Origin of the sequence: Rhodopseudomonas palustris, assembly GCF_013415845.1 — a bacterium.
GTDB lineage: Bacteria > Pseudomonadota > Alphaproteobacteria > Rhizobiales > Xanthobacteraceae > Rhodopseudomonas > Rhodopseudomonas palustris_F.
This window is the reverse complement of record NZ_CP058907.1, coordinates 553186-570114: the sequence shown is the minus strand read 5'-3', so window position 1 is coordinate 570114 and position 16929 is coordinate 553186. Positions and strand designations below refer to the sequence as shown.

11 protein-coding genes are annotated in these 16929 nt (G+C 65.9%); 6 read left to right on the top strand and 5 right to left on the bottom strand.

Annotated features, from left to right (window positions below):
- Nucleotides 1-3: 3 nt before the first annotated feature.
- On the top strand, nucleotides 4-1656 hold the full coding sequence (locus HZF03_RS02625; RefSeq protein ID WP_119017518.1) for a Na+/H+ antiporter: 1653 nt from the start codon (nucleotides 4-6) through the stop codon (nucleotides 1654-1656).
- 243 nt (nucleotides 1657-1899) lie between these two features.
- Here the strand turns inward: HZF03_RS02625 and ispG are convergent, their stop codons facing one another.
- The 3 genes from ispG to HZF03_RS02610 form a co-directional block, all read right to left on the bottom strand.
- Nucleotides 1900-3195, bottom strand: a complete 1296-nt coding sequence (ispG, locus tag HZF03_RS02620; protein WP_042440732.1) for a flavodoxin-dependent (E)-4-hydroxy-3-methylbut-2-enyl-diphosphate synthase — start codon at nucleotides 3193-3195, stop codon at nucleotides 1900-1902.
- A gap of 13 nt (nucleotides 3196-3208) precedes the next feature.
- Nucleotides 3209-4132: a DMT family transporter gene (locus HZF03_RS02615; protein ID WP_012494213.1), complete on the bottom strand. Its 924-nt coding sequence runs from the start codon at nucleotides 4130-4132 to the stop codon at nucleotides 3209-3211.
- Between the two features lie 164 nt (nucleotides 4133-4296).
- Nucleotides 4297-4785, bottom strand: coding sequence for a Fur family transcriptional regulator (locus tag HZF03_RS02610; protein WP_041810137.1), 489 nt, complete (start codon nucleotides 4783-4785; stop codon nucleotides 4297-4299).
- Between the two features lie 198 nt (nucleotides 4786-4983).
- Here HZF03_RS02610 and HZF03_RS02605 point away from each other — a divergent pair, with 198 nt between their 5' ends.
- From HZF03_RS02605 to HZF03_RS02595, 3 genes are read left to right on the top strand one after another with little or no spacing between them, the layout of a single operon-like run.
- Nucleotides 4984-5469 carry a MarR family winged helix-turn-helix transcriptional regulator gene (locus HZF03_RS02605; RefSeq protein WP_119017519.1) on the top strand — a complete coding sequence of 162 codons (486 nt, stop codon included), beginning with the start codon at nucleotides 4984-4986 and terminating at the stop codon, nucleotides 5467-5469.
- Nucleotides 5462-6631, top strand: coding sequence for an HlyD family secretion protein (locus HZF03_RS02600; protein WP_119017520.1), 1170 nt, complete (start codon nucleotides 5462-5464; stop codon nucleotides 6629-6631). Before HZF03_RS02605 ends, HZF03_RS02600 begins: the two co-directional genes overlap by 8 nt.
- Nucleotides 6632-6634: 3 nt before the next feature.
- Nucleotides 6635-8197, top strand: a complete 1563-nt coding sequence (locus HZF03_RS02595; protein WP_119017521.1) for a DHA2 family efflux MFS transporter permease subunit — start codon at nucleotides 6635-6637, stop codon at nucleotides 8195-8197.
- A 178-nt stretch (nucleotides 8198-8375) separates the two neighbouring features.
- On the opposite strand, the gene pcaF is transcribed toward HZF03_RS02595, so the two are convergent.
- Nucleotides 8376-9584: a 3-oxoadipyl-CoA thiolase gene (gene pcaF / locus HZF03_RS02590; RefSeq protein ID WP_119017522.1), complete on the bottom strand. Its 1209-nt coding sequence runs from the start codon at nucleotides 9582-9584 to the stop codon at nucleotides 8376-8378.
- Between the two features lie 175 nt (nucleotides 9585-9759).
- On the opposite strand from pcaF, the gene mutS reads away from it, so the two are divergent.
- Nucleotides 9760-12483, top strand: a complete 2724-nt coding sequence (gene mutS, locus HZF03_RS02585; protein ID WP_119017523.1) for a DNA mismatch repair protein MutS — start codon at nucleotides 9760-9762, stop codon at nucleotides 12481-12483.
- A gap of 93 nt (nucleotides 12484-12576) precedes the next feature.
- On the opposite strand, the gene HZF03_RS02580 is transcribed toward mutS, so the two are convergent.
- Nucleotides 12577-13530 carry a peptidylprolyl isomerase gene (locus tag HZF03_RS02580; RefSeq protein ID WP_119017524.1) on the bottom strand — a complete coding sequence of 318 codons (954 nt, stop codon included), beginning with the start codon at nucleotides 13528-13530 and terminating at the stop codon, nucleotides 12577-12579.
- 342 nt (nucleotides 13531-13872) lie between these two features.
- Here HZF03_RS02580 and secA point away from each other — a divergent pair, with 342 nt between their 5' ends.
- Complete coding sequence (secA, locus tag HZF03_RS02575) at nucleotides 13873-16713, top strand: preprotein translocase subunit SecA (RefSeq protein ID WP_119017525.1); 2841 nt, start codon at nucleotides 13873-13875, stop codon at nucleotides 16711-16713.
- The last annotated feature ends 216 nt before the right edge of the window (nucleotides 16714-16929 follow it).

The following is a 16929-nucleotide window of genomic DNA, read 5'->3' as shown; positions in this document are numbered from 1 at the left end:
GCGATGCAGGCTGTCGCCGGCAGGTTCACTCAAAATCAGCGTGGTGACGTGGAAGCCAAATTCCAGATTTTTCTCACGCTGCTTGCGGTGCTCGCCGGAACGGCGCTGCTGGCCCGGCGGGTCAACATCGCACCCGCGATCCTGCTGCTGATTGCCGGCATCACCCTGGCCTTCATTCCTGGGATGCCGGCAATTGAACTGCCGCCGGATCTGATCCTGCTGTTGGTGCTGCCGCCGCTGATCTACTCGGCGAGCGTGGCAATGAGCTGGCGCGAATTCTGCGCCAATCTGCGGGCGATCGGCCTGCTCGCGATCGGCTGTGTGATCTTCACCGCATGCGCGGTGGCGGCGGCCTCGCATTATCTGATCGGCCTGCCGTGGTCGGTCGGCTTCCTGCTCGGTGCAATCGTCGCGCCCCCCGACGTGGTTGCCCCGCTGGCGATCGCCCGCAAGCTCGGCCTGCCGCGGCGCATCGTGGTGGTGCTGGAAGGCGAAGGGCTGGCCAATGATGCGACCGCGCTGATCCTGTACCGATTCGCGGTGGCGGCGATCATGACCGGCGCGTTCTCGCTGACCAAAGCCTCCGGCACCTTCGTGGCCATCATGGCGGGCGAGCTCGCGTTCGGTGTCGCAGTCGGCTGGCTTAGCCTGCGCGCGCGGCATTGGGTTCGCGACCCGCAGATCGAGATCACGCTGTCGCTGCTGACGCCTTACATCGCCTATTGGATTCCGGAGCATCATGGCGGCTCCGGCGTGATCGCCACCGTCGCCTGCGGTCTTTATATCTCATGGAACGGCCCGCTGCTGATCTCGGCGGCGACGCGGCTGCAGGGCATCTTCTTCTGGGATCTGGTGATCTACCTGATCGAGGGGATGCTGTTTCTGCTCACCGGCTTCCAACTGCGCGCCCTGCTGGAGCGCTCGAAGGAATTTGCCTTCGGCGACATCCTGTCCGCCACGCTGCTGGTCGCTGCAATCGTGATCGCCGCGCGCTTCATCTGGGTTTATCCGGCGTTCTATCTGCCCCGGTTTCTCAGCCGCCGCTTGCGAGCGAGTGATCCCTACCCGTCGTGGCGCACCGTTTTCGTGATCGGCTTCACCGGCGTGCGCGGCGCGGTCTCGCTCGCCGCTGCGCTGGCGCTGCCCTATGCGCTGCCGGGCGGCGAGACATTCCCGTATCGCGACCTGATTCTGTTCGTCACTTTTGGGGTGATCCTGATCACGCTGGTCGGCCTCGGCCTGACGCTGCCCGCCGTGGTGAGGCTGCTCGGCGTCACCCGCGTCGGACACCGGGAGCAGATCGCCGAGCACGACGACGAGATCACCGCCCGCCGCGAAGCACTGGCTGCCGCGCAGGCATCGCTGAAGAAGATCACCGACAATCGCGAACTGACCGACGAAGTGCTGAAGCTGCTGCACGCCCGGCACCAGACCCGCGCCAGCCTGCTGCCCGATCCGATCGGCTCACCGGAGCACGAGGCCTCGGCGGTCGGCATCGCCCTGGTGCGCGAGCTGATCGCGGTCGAGCGTAAGTTCATCCACGCCCAGCTCCGCGCCGGCAAGATCACCGACGAGGCGCGACGCCGGATCGAGCGCGACCTCGACCTGGAGGAGGCCAGCCTCGCGAACCGCGAAAGCGGCCCCGCGCCGCTTTAGAGCGCATCCATAGGAAGTGTGAACAGCTAGGTGTCCGTCATGGCCGACCTCGTCGGCCATCCACATTCTGCCCTGCAAAGAGCGCTCAAAAAACGTGGATGCCCGGATCAAGCCCGGGCAAGACGAGTGGAGAGAACGGCGCCCGATCTGAAGGAGCAATCTCGCTGCCGGACTTTTAGGATCCGCCACACCGCAAGATCGATCCCACACGCTCCGAATGAGAGCGCGTGCCGAGGCCTCGACTTACTCCGCCGCCGGCACCATCTGGGCTGCATCTGGCTTCGGCGTCGCGCCGTAGCGCTGCTCGATGTAGTCGATCACCAGCGCCTTGAAGTCGGCCGCGATATTCTCGCCGCGCAGGGTACGGAATTTCTCGCCGTCGACGAACACCGGCGCCGCCGGGGTTTCGCCGGTGCCGGGCAGCGAAATGCCGATATTGGCATGCTTGCTTTCGCCCGGGCCGTTGACGATGCAGCCCATCACCGCAACGTTGAGATTCTCGACGCCCGGATAGCGGCTGCGCCACTCCGGCATCTCGTCGCGGATGAAGTCCTGGATCGAGCGCGCCAGCTCCTGGAAGGTCGTCGAGGTGGTCCGGCCGCAGCCGGGACACGCCGCGACCAGCGGCACGAAGGTGCGGAAGCCCATGGTCTGCAGCAGTTCCTGCCCGACCTGAACCTCGCGGGTGCGGTCACCGCCCGGCTCGGGGGTCAGCGAAATCCGAATGGTGTCACCGATGCCCTGCTGCAGCAGGATGCCGAGCGCCGCGGACGATGCGACGATGCCCTTCGAGCCCATGCCAGCCTCGGTGAGGCCGAGGTGGATCGCGTAGTCGGAGCGCGAGGCGAGATCCTGGTACACGGCAATCAGGTCCTGCACCGCCGAGACCTTGGCGGACAGGATCATCTTGTTCTTCGGCAGGCCGATCTCTTCGGCGCGCGCGGCTGACAGCAGCGCCGACTGCACCATCGCCTCGCGGGTGACGGCGCGGACATCACGCGGATTGGCCGACGCAGCGTTCTCGTCCATCAGCTTGGTGAGCAACTCCTGGTCGAGCGAGCCCCAATTGGCGCCGATGCGGACCGCCTTGTTGTTCTTGATTGCGATCTCGACGATGTCGGCGAACTGCGTGTCACGCTTGTTCTTGAAGCCGACATTGCCCGGATTGATCCGGTACTTGTCGAGCGCCTCGGCGCACGCCGGGTATTCGGCGAGCAGCTTGTGGCCGATGTAATGGAAGTCGCCGATGATCGGCGTGGTCAGACCTAGCTTGCGGATGCCGTCGCGGATGTGTGGGACGGCGGCGGCCGCCTCCTCGCGATCGACGGTGATCCGGACCATCTCCGAACCGGCCCGGGCCAGCGCGGCAATCTGCTTGATGGTGCCCTCGACATCCGCGGTGTCGGTATTGGTCATCGACTGAACGACGATCGGGGCACCGCCGCCGACGGCCACATCGCCGACCATGACCTGGGTGGTTTGGTGCCGCGGCGCGGGGCCGGCGACGTCGTCTCGCAGCGGATTTTCGAGCTTGTTCATGGCGGTCCGAATATCAGGTTTTGGTGACATTCAGCAATGGATCGTTGGGTGCAGGAACCGGAGCCGGCCGGTTCACGAGGTAAAGGCCGGCGATCACCAGCACCGCCGCGGCGCCGAATGCCGGGGTCAGCGGGTCGTGCATGATCAGATAGCCGGCCGCCACCCCGAATAAAGGGGTAATGAAAGTGAAAGCCGACAATTTGCTGGCCGAATAGGTCTTCACCAGCCCGAACCAGAGCAAAAATGTCAGTCCGACCACCCAGATGGTCTGATAGGCCATCAGTCCGATCGACAGCGTCGACGGCATTTTGGTGATGGTTTCGCCCGACAGCAGCGCCGCGCCGGTCAGAATCGGCACCGAGATCGCCACTTGGTAGGCCAGCCCCTTCTCGGCCGGAGCCCGCTGCAGCCGGGTTCCCTTGACGATCAGGGTGGTGGCGGCCCACAGCGCGCCGCCCCCGACCAGCAACAGGTCGCCGAGCAGGACGCTGGCGTCGACATCCGCCTGCGGCACCCCGATCGCCAGCGCCACGCCGGCGAAGCTCAGCGCCAGCCCGGCCCATTGCATCCGGCGTAGCCGCTCGCCGAGCAGCCGGTACGAGCCGAGCGCGACGAAGAATGGCGCGGTGTACAGGAACACGACCGCCCGCGACGCCGTGGTCAGCGTCAGGCCGTGATAGATCAGCACGAATTCGAGCCCGAACAGCACGCCGGCGAACAGCCCGGCCCGCAGCGTTCCGTCGCGCTGGAACAGCTTCACCCGCCGCGATGTCGCGATGATCAGGATCACGATCAGGGCACCGGCCGACCGGATCGCGGCTTGCAGGAACGGCGGAATATCCGGCAGCACCAGTTTCACGGCGATCTGGTTGAAGCCCCACGACAGGCAGCACAGCAGCATCAGCGCGATCGCGCCGGCGCTCAGCGGACGCCCCATGGTGCCGCTCACCGCAGCGGTCGCGGGGGCTGATTAATCAGGCGCGCGGGAATGGCCGGGGACCGGCGTGACGTCTTGACCGACATGGTGCCTCCGGCTTTTCGCCGTGTTGTGGCGGGCGCTGGCGCGCCACGCTCCTCCCATAGATCAAGGCGTAAACCGCGTCAGGCGGCTTGGCAATGGCCGCACACGCCGGTGATCTCGACCACCGACATCTTCGGCGTGAACCCGGTCTGGCGTGCGGCTTCGTTGAGGCGCTGTGTCACTTCGGAGGCAGGGACCTCGGCAACCGAGCCGCAGCATTCGCAGATCAGGAACGCGACAGTCGCCGCGTCGCCGTGGTCGTGGCCGCAGGCCAGGAACGCGTTGCGGCTCTCGATCCGGTGCACCAGCCCGTTCTGCATCAGGAAATCGAGAGCCCGGTACACCGTGATCGGCGCCGGCCGCGGCATCACCCGAGCGAGTTCCTCGATCACCTCATAGGCGCCGAGCGGCCGGTGGCTCGACAGCAGTGCGCGCAGCACCTGCCGGCGGATGGGCGTCAAGTTCTGCGACCGGCCGGCACAAACCCGCTCCGCATGTTCCAGCCCCTCGGCGGAGCAGCGGTCGTGATCGTGCCCCGGCGCGGGGAAAGTCGGCTTCAATGCGGTCATCGGGCCCATCACCACTCACGTGCCGGCCAACCGGACCGGCTCATGTCTTTAGCAACAGTCTACATCGGGGCGGCGTTCAAGTCTCGCCAGGCCACCCGGGTTTGCGAGGCATGCGCAGCTTGGATCGATCCTATGCGAATCGGCGCCTTGAGAAATAATAAGCTTGCTTATCTTATTCGAAGCTTAGGAGGCAGCGGTATGACCCGGGGCCCGGAAGACCAGAACTTCATCTTCGCGTTCGCCGAGGCGCAGCGACTGCTGCGCGCATATGCGGACAAGCAGGCCTCCCGGCACGGCATCACCCGCGCCCAATGGGCGGTGCTGGCCAAGGTCGAGCGCGCCGAAGGGCTGAAGCAGTCCGAACTCGCCGAACAGATGGAACTGCAGCCGATCACGCTGACCCGGCTGATCGACAAGCTGTGCGACCACGGCTGGCTGGAACGCCGCAGCGACGACAGCGACCGGCGCTGCAAACGGCTCTACCTGCGCGAGGCGGCCCGGCCGCTGCTCGGCAAGCTCGCCGGCCTCCGCGCCGAACTCACCGACACCGCGCTCGCCGGCCTGACGCCGGAGGATGCCCAGCGCCTGGTGCGGCAGATGCAGATCATCAAGGAAAATTTGCGGGGCGCGATCCAACACGACTGCCACCGCGAAGAAAAACGACGGGAGGAGCACTATGGCTGAACCGGCGCTAAAATTTCCGATCGAGCAGAAGGAGCCTGCGGGGGATCCGGCCGTCGCCACGAGTGGCGGACCGCGCCGCGGTATCGGCGGCACGCTGCGTCGCTATCGGCGGCCGCTGCTGCTGATCGTTCTGCCGCTGGTGGCGCTGATCGGCGGCGTTACCTTCTATCTGGAGGGCGGCCGCTACGTTACCACCGACGACGCTTATGTCGGCGCCCAGAAGGTGCTGATCACGCCGGACGTTGCCGGCAAGATCGTCGAAGTGACCGTCAAGGAAGGCCAACGCGTCCAACCCGGTGACGAGCTGTTCCAGATCGATCCGGTGCCGTTCCGCCTCGCGGTGGCGCAGGCCCAGGCCAAGCTCGCCGACGCCAAGACCAGCCACGCCAATCTGGTCGCCAACGTCAAGCTGTACGGCCAGACCATCGACCTGGTGAACGCCGGCATCGCGCTGAAGCAGCGCGACGTCGAGCGCAAGACGTCGCTGGTGCAGAGCCGCGCCGGTTCGCAGCTCGACCTCGACAACTCCACCGCCGCGCTGGTGACCGCGCAGGCGCAGCTGCAGCTCGTCAAGCAGCAGCAGTCGACCGCGCTCAATCAGTTGCTCGGCGATCCCGAACTGCCGCTGGAGAAATTCCCCGCCTATGCCCAGGCCAAGGCGGCGCTCGACGACGCCGAACGTAACCTGCGGCTGTCGACCGTGCGGGCACCGATGAGCGGCACCGCCACCCAGGTCGACAACATCCAGCTCGGCCGCTTCGTCGCCGCCGGCACGCCGGTGTTCAGCGTGATCGACACCACGCAGCCATGGGTCGACGCCAATCCTAAGGAAAGCGACTTCACCTATGTGGCGGTGGGCCAGACCGTGACGCTCGATGTCGACGCCTTCCCGGATCATCAGTTCAAGGGACGGGTGTCGTCGCTGTCGCCGGGCACCGGCGCGCAATTCGCCGTGCTGCCGCCGCAGAACGCTACCGGCAACTTCGTCAAGGTAGTGCAGCGCGTGCCGCTGCGGATCGCGCTCGACGAGACCGATCCGATGATCAAGCGGCTGAAGGCCGGCATGAGCGTCAACGTCGCGATCGACACCCACCACCGCCGTTCGCTGGCCGGCCTGCTCGGCTTCGGCCACGCCGCAGCTGCAACGCCGGAGCACAACTAACCGATGGCGGGCGCGGCACAATCTCACGCGGTCCCCGGCTTTCGCCGGAACATGGTGACGATCTGCGCCATGACCGCCACGATCATGCAGGCGCTCGACACCACGATCGCCAACGTCGCGTTGCCCTATATGCAGGGCTCGCTGTCGGCGTCTCAGGACCAGATCAACTGGGTGCTGACCTCCTACATCGTCGCCGCCGCGATCATGACGGCGCCGGTGGGCTGGATCGCCAACCGGTTCGGCCGCAAGCGCATCTTCATTGTCTGCTCGGCCGGATTCACCATCGCGTCGGTGATGTGCGGCCTTGCCCAGGATATCACCCAGATGGTGGTGTTCCGGCTGCTGCAGGGCGTGTTCGGCGCCGCGCTGGTGCCGCTGTCGCAGGCGGTGATGCTCGACAGCTACGCGCTGCACGAGCGCGCCAAGGCGATGTCGATCTGGGGCATGGGCGTGATGATGGGGCCGATCATGGGCCCCTCGCTCGGCGCCTGGCTGACCGAAACGTACTCCTGGCACTGGGTGTTCTTCGTCAACCTGCCGTTCGGCGCCATCACGGTGCTGGGTCTGGCGATGTTCATGGACGAAACCGATAAGAACCAGGAATTGAAGTTCGACTGGTTCGGCTTCGCGGCGCTCGCGGTCGGCATCGGCGCGATGCAGCTCGCGCTCGACCGCGGCGAGCAGCTCGACTGGTTCAACTCGCCCGAGATCATCATCGAGTCGATCGTCTCGGTGGTCGGGTTCTACTACTTCTTCGCCCACTCCTTCACCACCGAGCGCCCCTTCATCCAGTTCGCGATCTTCAAGGACCGCAACTTCGTCGGCGGCGTGGTGTTCATGACGGTGATGGGGCTGGTGCTGTTCTCCACCATGGCGCTGTCGTCGCCGTTCCTGCAGAACGTCGAAGGCTACCCGATCATGACCGCCGGCCTGCTGCTGGCCTCGCGCGGCTGCGGCACCTTCGTGGCGATGATGATCGTCGGGCGGATCATGCGCTACATCGAGGCCCGCACTCTGATCGCCACAGGCCTGTCGCTGACCTGCGCGTCGCTCTATGTGATGACCGGCTGGACCGATCAGACCAGTGTGTCGAGCGTGGTCGTCACCAGCATCATTCAGGGCTTCGGCTTCGGTCTCGTCTTCGTGCCGCTGTCGACGGTGGCGTTCATGACGCTGCCCGGGCAGCTCCGCACCGACGGCACCGCGATGCTGACGCTGGTGCGCAACGTCGCCAGCTCGGTCGGGATCTCGGTGGTGATCGCCAAGCTGTCGTCCGGAACCACGACGGCGCACTCGATCCTCACCGAGCACATCAACCCGTTCAACAACGCGCTGCAGATGCCCAACGTCACTGGCATGATTGATCTGTCGACCACCACCGGCAAGGCGATGATGGACGCGATCGTCACCATGCAGGCGCAGATCATCGCATTCTCACACGACTACGCGATGGTGATGTTCCTGACCGCCGCGGCGGTGCCGATGGCGATCATCATCGGCTCGACCAAGGCGGCGCTACGCAAGCAAAGCGAAGCCCCGGCGGATCATGCCGCGGTGATGGAGTAGCCTGCTCACCTCTCCCCGCAAGAGCGGGCGAGGGAGTTCATCGGAAGCGCCGCCTCAAATCGCGGCGTCATGCGCGGGTTTGCCCCGCGCATCCATCGCGCGCGGAACGCGCCTCTCGCAAGCCTTTGCGTAGAGGATGGATTGCCGGGTCAAGCCCGGCAATGACGTGATATCCTAGTTAGTTCAGCTTCTCGATCGCCATCGCGACGCCCTGACCAACGCCGACGCACATCGTGGCGAGGGCGAGCTTGCCGCCGCGCTTTTCCAGGCCGTGGACCGCGGTGAGCGCCAGGCGGGCGCCGCTCATGCCGAGCGGGTGTCCGAGAGCGATCGCGCCGCCATGCGGATTGACGAAGTCGGCGTCGTCTTTGACGCCGAGCTGGCGCAGGCAGGCGAGGCCCTGGCTGGCGAACGCTTCGTTCAGCTCGATCAGGTCGAAGTCGCTGATCTTCAGCCCGAGCCGTTCCATCAGCTTGCGGGTCGCCGGCACCGGGCCGATGCCCATGATCCGCGGCGGCACCGCCGCCGAGGCGAGGCCCAGAATCTTGGCGCGCGGCGTCAGGCCGTATTTCTTCACCGCGGCTTCCGAGGCGATCAGCAGCGCTGCGGCGCCGTCATTGACGCCCGAGGCGTTACCGGCCGTCACGGTGCCCGGATTGCGCACGATCGGCTTTAGCTTGGCGAGACCCTCCAGCGTGGTTTCGGGGCGCGGATGCTCGTCCTTATCGACCGTGATCGGGCCGGCCTTGCCGCCCGCGTAGGTCACCGGCGCGATCTCCTCGGCAAAGTAGCCGGCCGCGATCGCCGCGCCGGCGCGCTGCTGGCTGCGGATCGCGAACGCATCCTGATCTGCGCGCGAGATCTGGAATTCTTCGGCGACGTTCTCGCCGGTCTCCGGCATCGAGTCGACGCCGTATTGCTGTTTCATCAGCGGATTGATGAAGCGCCAACCGATCGTGGTGTCGAAGATGTCGGCCGAGCGCGCGAACGCTTCGGTGGCCTTGCCCTGCACGAACGGCGCCCGGGTCATCGACTCGACGCCGCCGGCGATCGCCAGATCGATCTCGCCGCCGCGGATCGCACGGCCCGCCGCGCCGACCGCATCGAGGCCGGAGGCGCACAACCGATTGAGAGTCTGGCCGGGCACCGAATCCGGCAAGCCCGCCAGCAGCGCCGCCATCCGGGCGACGTTGCGGTTGTCTTCGCCGGCCTGATTGGCGCAGCCGAAGAACACCTCGTCCACCGCGCTCCAATCCATGTCCGGATGTTTGGCCATCAGCGCCTTGATCGGCACCGCCGCGAGATCATCGGTCCGCACCTTGGCGAGCGATCCGCCGTAACGGCCGATCGGGGTGCGCACCGCGTCGCAGACAAACACGTCGGCCATCGAAACTCTCCCTGTTTTGCCGATCCGGGCTGGGACGCCGGACTTGAAGCCGGTTTGTAGGAAGCGGCGCCCAGCAGGTCAATGTGCCGCAGATCGGCGCGGGTCCGGTTGAAACCCGTGCATGGCTCGCCGCCGGAGGTAGGAACGAAGGTGCGAATTTTGCTATGCATCGGCCATGACCATCCGCCCCGACATCGCTCTGCCGCCCGACGCCGCTCCGCCTCCGGAGGCGCCCGCCAAAATGTCGCCGATGATGGAGCAGTACCACGAGATCAAGGCCGCCAATCCTGGTCTGTTGCTGTTCTACCGGATGGGCGATTTTTACGAGCTGTTCTTCGAGGATGCCGAAATCGCGTCACGCGCGCTCGGCATTACCCTGACCAAGCGCGGCAAGCATCTCGGCGCCGACATTCCGATGTGCGGTGTGCCGGTCGAGCGCTCCGACGACTACCTGCACCGGCTGATCGCGCTGGGTCACCGCGTCGCTGTGTGCGAGCAGACCGAAGACCCGGCCGCGGCACGCGCCCGCAAGAGCGTGGTGCGGCGCGACGTGGTGCGGCTGATCACGCCCGGCACGCTGACCGAAGATACCCTGCTCGACGCCCGCGCCAACAACTACCTGCTGGCGATCGCGCGCGTCCGCGGCTCGGCCGGCGCCGATCGCATCGGGCTCGCCTGGATCGACATTTCGACTGGCGAATTCTGCGTCACCGAGTGTTCGACCGCAGAACTCGCCGCGACGCTGGCGCGGATCAATCCGAACGAAGCCATCGTGCCGGACGCGCTGTACAGCGACACAGAACTCGCCCCGATCTTGCGCGAGCTCGCCGCCGTCACGCCGCTGACGCGTGACGTGTTCGATTCCGCCACCGCCGAGCGGCGGCTGTGCGATTACTTCGCTGTCGCCACCATGGACGGCCTCGCCGCGCTGTCACGGCTGGAAGCGACCGCCGCCGCGGCCTGCGTCACCTATGTCGACCGTACCCAGCTCGGCAAACGGCCGCCGCTGTCGCCGCCGTCACGCGAAGCCGCCGGCACCACGATGGCGATCGACCCGGCGACCCGCGCCAATCTCGAACTCACCCGCACGCTAGCCGGCGAACGCCGCGGCTCGCTGCTCGACGCGATCGACTGCACGGTCACAGCCGCAGGATCGCGCCTCTTGGCGCAGCGGCTCGCCGCGCCGCTGACCGATGCGGCGGCGATCGCGCGGCGGCTCGACGCGGTCGAAGCCTTCACCGGGGATGCGGGACTTCGCGAACAGATCCGCAGCTCGCTACGTGCGGCGCCCGACATGGCGCGTGCACTGGCGCGGCTGTCGCTCGGCCGCGGAGGCCCGCGGGATCTCGCGAACTTGCGCGATGGCATCCGTGCTGCCGACGAGGTGCTTGCGCAGCTTGGCCAGCTCGCAAGCCCGCCGCAGGAGCTCGCGAGCGCGATGGCGGCGCTGCAGCGGCCGTCACGCGCATTGTGCGCTGAACTCGGCCGCGCGCTCGCCGACGATCTGCCGCTTCTCAAGCGCGACGGCGGCTTTGTGCGCGAAGGCTACGAGCCGGCGCTCGACGAGACCCGCAAGCTGCGCGACGCCTCGCGCCTCGTCGTCGCGTCGATGCAGGCGCGCTACGCCGACGACACCGGCATCAAGGCGCTGAAGATCCGGCACAACAACGTGCTCGGTTACTTCGTCGAAGTCTCGGCGCAGCACGGCGACAAACTGATGGCGCCGCCACTGAACGCCACTTTCATCCATCGCCAGACGCTGGCCGGGCAGGTGCGCTTCACCACCGCCGAACTCGGCGAGATCGAGGCCAAGATCGCCAATGCGGGCGACCGTGCACTCGGGCTGGAGCTGGAGATCTTCGACCGCCTCGCCGCGATGATCGATGCGGCCGGTGAAGACCTGCGCGCCGCCGCCCATGCGTTCGCGCTGCTCGATGTCGCCACCGCGCTCGCCAAGCTCGCCAGCGACGACAACTACGTGCGGCCCGAGGTCGATGAGTCGCTGAGCTTTGCGATCGAAGGCGGCCGGCATCCGGTGGTCGAGCAGGCGCTGAAGAAGGCTGGCGAGCCGTTCATCGCCAATGCCTGCGACCTGTCGCCCGGCCCGGCGCAGACCAGCGGCCAGATCTGGCTGCTGACCGGCCCGAACATGGCCGGTAAGTCGACCTTCCTGCGCCAGAACGCGCTGATCGCCCTGCTCGCCCAGGTCGGCAGCTTCGTGCCGGCGAACCGGGCACGGATCGGCATCGTCGACCGGCTGTTCTCGCGCGTCGGCGCCGCCGACGACCTCGCCCGCGGCCGTTCGACCTTCATGGTCGAGATGGTCGAGACCGCCGCGATCCTGAACCAGGCCTCCGAACGGGCGTTGGTGATCCTCGACGAGATCGGCCGCGGCACCGCGACGTTCGACGGCCTGTCGATCGCCTGGGCCGCGATCGAGCACCTGCACGAACAGAACAGGTGTCGTTCGCTGTTCGCCACGCACTACCATGAGCTGACCGCACTGTCGGCCAAGCTGCCCCGGCTGTTCAACGCCACCGTGCGGGTCAAGGAATGGCGCGGTGAGGTGGTGTTTCTGCACGAGGTGCTGCCGGGCTCCGCCGACCGCTCCTACGGCATCCAGGTCGCCAAGCTGGCGGGGCTCCCCCCCAGCGTGGTGAGCCGCGCGAAGGCCGTGCTGGCCAAGCTCGAAGCCAACGACCGCGGTCAGCCGAAGACGCTGATCGACGACCTGCCGCTGTTCGCCATCACGGCTCGCGCACCCGCCGAAGCCGCCCCACCGAGCGAGGCCGAGCAGCTGATCGACGCGGTCAAGGCGCTGCATCCCGACGAGATGACCCCGCGCGAGGCGCTGGATGCGTTGTACGCCCTGAAGGCGAAGCTACAGAAGGCCGACTGACGTCTGTTCTGCGTCAGGCATTAAACCGCGCCCGACAACGAAAAATGGCCGGGACGAGCCCGGCCATTTCGACAATCAACTCTTTGAAAAGATTTACTTCTTGGCCGGCGCCGGGGTGGCGGGCTTGGCCGCATCGGCAGGCTTCGCCGCGTCCGTCGGCTTGGCGGCATCCGGCTTCGCAGCCGCGTCGGGCTTGGCGGCCGGCTGGTCCAGTCGCTCGATCTTGGCGGCTTGGCGCAGCTTGCTGACGTAATCCGACTGCGCCTTGCGGGTGACGTACTGCTCGATCTGCGCCTTGACCTGATCGAAGCTCGGCGGCTTGCGGTTGCGCTTTTCTTCGACCTTGATGATGTGCCAACCGAACTGGGTCTTGATCGGGTCGGAGATCTTGCCCGGCTCCAGCGCGAAGGCTGCGGCAGAGAATTCCGGCACCATCTGGTCCTTGGTGAAGAAGCCGAGATCGCCGCCGTCGGAGGCGCCCGGATCCTTGGACTTCTTCTTCGCCAGCTCGGCGAAATCGGCGCCCTTCTTCAGCTCTTCGGCGACCGCCTTGGCCTCGTCCTCGGTCTCGACCAGGATGTGGCGAGCGTGAACTTCCTGCTCGCCGGAAATCTGCTTGGCGGCCTCGTCATAAACCTTCTTCATCGCCTCGTCGGTGGTCGCGGCCTTGCCTTCGGCGGCGAGCACATCGTCCATCAGCAGACGGTTACGGGCGAAATCCAGGCGCTTCTTGAAATCCGCGTTGTCCTGGATCTTCTTGTCCTCGGCTGCCTTGGCGACGATCTTCATGTCGATCAGGAAGGCGAGCACATTTTCCTTCCGGGTCGCGGGATCGAGCTGGGCGAGGCTCGGGCCGAGCTCCTGCTCGGCAAGGTCGACGTCGCTCTGGCGGATTTCGGCGCCGTTGACCTTGGCGAGCACGGGGTTCGCATCCTGGGCGCGCGCAGCCGGCGCGGCCAGCAGCGCAAATGCGAGACAACCTGTCACAGCCGCGCTGATGAGGCCGGCGCGCAGGCCGGATGAGACTGCGTTGGACGCAGGTGTCATGGAAAATCCTTGTCTTGAAAGCCGGGGTGTCGGGGCGGCGGAACAGTCACCCAATCGCGGTGCCTTGGCAACGCGAAAACTCTGTCAAAATGATGAAATCCTTGAAAGGCGGGCGCGTTGACAACCCTCAGGCCCAGCCATATCTGTGCCGCCACAGGCTCGGGTCGGGCGGTCGTCGCGCGACCGCACCCTGGGCAGCCGGCCCTCGGATTGCTGGATTACCAATCATTTCGCGCGCGCACCTGTATCCTGATAGGTGCCTGAGCGTCACGATGAGTTGATAGTGGCTCGAGCGAACGGCATCAAGGCTGCGAAGTCACACCGCAACAACAGGAAGCTGGCATGATCGGCGCGCTCGCCCGCAAACTCTTCGGCTCCGCTAACGACCGCAGGGTCAAGGGCTACCAGACGCGGGTTGCCGCGATCAATGCGCTCGAACCGGAACTGGCCGCGCTGTCCGACGAGGCGCTGCGCGCCCGTACCGCTGAATTCCGCGCCGAGCTCGCCAACGGTAAGACCCTCGACGACCTGCTGGTACCGGCGTTCGCCACCGTCCGCGAAGCCGCCAAGCGCACGCTCGGCCAGCGCCACTTCGACGTCCAGCTGATCGGCGGCATGGTGCTGCACGAGGGCGACATCGCCGAGATGAAGACCGGCGAAGGTAAGACCCTGGTCGCGACGCTCGCCGTGTACCTCAACGCACTCGCCGGCAAGGGCGTCCACGTCGTCACCGTCAACGATTACCTGGCCAAGCGCGACTCCGGCTGGATGGGCCAGATCTACGGCTTCCTCGGCATGACCACCGGCGTGATCGTGCATGGGCTCGACGATGCCCAGCGCCAGGCGGCCTATGCCTGCGACATTACCTACGGCACCAACAACGAATACGGCTTCGACTATCTGCGCGACAATATGAAGTACCGGCTGGAGGACATGGTCCAGCGCGGGCACAATTTCGCGATCGTCGACGAAGTCGACTCGATCCTGATCGACGAAGCCCGCACCCCGCTCATCATCTCCGGTCCGCTCGACGACCGTTCTGACTTCTACAACACCATCGATACCTTCATCCCGCGACTCGACAAGTCGGACTACGACGTCGACGAGAAGCAGCGCACCGTGACGCTGACCGAAGCCGGCATGGAGAAGATCGAGACGCTGCTGCGCGATGCCGGCCAGCTGCGCGGCGAGTCGCTGTACGACGTCGAAAACGTCTCGGTGGTGCACCACGTCAATCAGGCGCTGCGCGCCCACGCGCTGTTCCAGCGCGACAAGGACTACATCGTCCGCAACGACGAGGTGGTGATCATCGACGAGTTCACCGGCCGCATGATGCAGGGCCGGCGCTATTCGGAAGGCCTGCACCAGGCGCTGGAAGCCAAGGAGCACGTCACCGTCCAGCCGGAAAACCAGACGCTGGCGTCGATCACCTTCCAGAACTACTTCCGGATGTACGACAAGCTCGCCGGCATGACCGGCACGGCGGCCACCGAGGCCGACGAGTTCTTCGACATCTACAAGCTCGAAGTGGTCGAGATCCCGACCAATCTGCCGATCGCCCGCCTCGACGAAGACGACGAGGTGTATCGGACCCAGCAGGAGAAGTACGCCGCGATCCTCGCCGAGGTCGAGCGCGCCAACAAGCGGATGCAGCCGGTGCTGGTCGGCACCGCTTCGATCGAAAAGTCCGAGGTGCTGGCCGAGTATCTGAAGAAGAACGGCTACAAGCAGATCGACTTCACCGACCCGAAGGGGATGGACAAGCTGTACGCAGCCGCCCGCGCCGGCAAACCCGCGAAGCTGTTCGCGGTGCTCAACGCGCGCTTCCATGAGCAGGAAGCCTACATCGTGGCCGAAGCCGGCGTGCCGGGCGCGATCACTATCGCCACCAACATGGCGGGCCGCGGCACCGACATTAAGCTGGGCGGCTCGCTGGAGATGCGGATTCAGCAGGAAGCCGCGCACATCACCGACGAGGCCGAGCGGGCGGCGAAGATCACCGAGATCAAGGCCGACATCGAGCGCTTCCGCGACATCGTGCTGAAGGCCGAGGACGAGATCGAGATCGAGCCCGCCAAGGGCAACAAGCCGGCCAAGACCGCGAAGCGTCCCGGCGGCCTGTACATCATCGGCTCCGAACGCCACGAGAGCCGGCGTATCGACAACCAGCTGCGTGGCCGTTCCGGCCGTCAGGGCGACCCGGGGCGCTCCAAGTTCTTCCTGTCGCTGGAAGACGACCTGATGCGGATCTTCGGCTCCGATAAGCTCGACACCATGCTGACCCGCCTCGGCCTGAAGGAAGGCGAGGCGATCATCCATCCTTGGATCAACAAGGCGCTGGAAAAAGCGCAGCAGAAGGTCGAGGCGCGCAACTTCGACATCCGCAAGAACCTGCTGAAATTCGACGACGTTCAGAACGACCAGCGCAAGGTGATCTTCGATCAGCGCATCGAGCTGATGAAGGAAGACAGCGTGGCCGAAACGGTCACCGACATGCGCCACACCTACATCGAAGACCTGGTGGCCAAGTACGTGCCCGAGCACGCTTATGCGGAGCAGTGGGACGTCGCGGGGCTGAAGGCCGAGGTCGAGCGCGTGGTCGGCCTCGACATTCCGGTCGACGAATGGGCCAAGGAAGAAGGTATCGCCGACGAGGAGCTGATCACGCGACTGGAGCGGGTGTTCGACGAACACATGGCCGCCAAGGTCGGCCAGTGGGGCTCGGACGTGATGCGCTACGCCGAGAAGAGCATCCTGCTGCAGACCCTCGACCATCTGTGGCGCGAGCATCTGGTGATGCTCGATCACCTGCGTCAGGTGATCGGCCTGCGCGGCTACGGCCAGCGCGATCCGCTGCAGGAGTACAAGTCCGAAGCCTTCAATCTCTTCCAGGAAATGAGCTCGCATCTGCGCGAGGCGGTGACGGCGCAGCTGATGCGGGTCGAGATCATTCCGCCGGATCAGCCGCAGGAACTGCCGCCGATGGAAGTCCACAAGATGGACCCCGACACCGGACAGGACGAGATGGCGCTCGCCAATGTCACGCTGGCGCCGGCACAGACCACCGACAAGGCGGACCGCGATCCGAACAAGCCCGAGACCTGGGGCAAGGTCGGCCGCAACGAAGACTGCCCGTGCGGAAGCGGCAAGAAGTACAAGCACTGCCACGGCCGCTACGCTTAAGGTGTCGCCAAGCAGATCAAGCGAATAAGCAATGCCCGGCCTCGCGCCGGGCATTTTGCTGTCTGGAGCTCTGGCCCGCAGCCGTCATTCCGGGGCGCGCAGCGAAGCTGCGCAAACCCGAAATCCGGAGATTGTTGAAATCCCTGGTGGTGCCCCGCACGGCGAGTTCCGGGTTCGCTCACTGACGTGAGCGCCCGGAATGACTGGCCGATGGAC